Below are 769 nucleotides of genomic sequence, written 5' to 3'. Positions count from 1 at the left end.
GGGATTCCCGAATCACGACAATTTTGATTCAACCTGCTGGCTGGGAAGGAGGCCAGCCAGGATGGCGTCATCATATTCGCAGGACTTGCGGGATCGTGTGATCGAAGCAGTCGAGAAGGAAGGTATGAGTCGGCGTGCTGCGGCACGGCGGTTCGGGGTCAGCGACTCAGCGGCGATCAAATGGCTGCAGCATTGGCAGCGCACGGGCAGTCGCAAGCCCGTGGGGACGGGCGGCCACCGGCCTTCCGCGCTTAAGCCGCACCGCGACTTCCTGGAGGCAGCGCGGACGGACAAGCCCGACATCACGCTGGAAGCGCTCGGCCGCCGCCTTTTAGCCGAACGCGGCGTAAAGGCTGATACCTCGATGCTGAGCCGCTTCCTGCGGCGCGAGGGGATCACATTTAAAAAAAGACGCTGGTCGCGCGCGAACGGGACCGCCCGGACGTAAGCCGCCGCCGCAGCCAGTGGCACAAATATCAGAGCCGGATCGATCCTGCCCGGCTGGTCTTCATCGATGAGACCTGGGCCAAGACCAACATGACACGCACTCATGGCTGGGCACCACGCGGCGAACGGCTTGTCGACAAGGTGCCGCACGGCCATTGGAAGACCACAACCTTCCTCGCGGGGCTGCGCCATGATCGCATCACTGCACCTTGCCTGTTCGATGGACCGATCAATGGCGAGCGCTTCCTGGCCTATGTCGAACAGGTACTCGTCCCAACTCTCCAGCCAGGCGACATCGTCATCCTGGACAATCTTGGCTCGC

At 62.5% G+C, this 769-nt stretch carries 2 protein-coding genes; both read left to right on the top strand.

Annotation, left to right across the window (positions count from 1 at the left end):
* On the top strand, positions 1 to 448 hold a 448-nt coding region (locus AC0L25_RS32440), incomplete at its 5' end, for a helix-turn-helix domain-containing protein (RefSeq protein WP_473599188.1).
* Positions 449 to 537: 89 nt separating this feature from the next.
* A partial coding sequence (locus tag AC0L25_RS32435) for a transposase (protein WP_473599187.1) occupies positions 538 to 769 on the top strand: 232 nt, incomplete at its 3' end.

This window comes from Mesorhizobium sp. WSM4813 (assembly GCF_055811555.1).
This window is presented reverse-complemented; position numbering and strand designations above follow the sequence as displayed.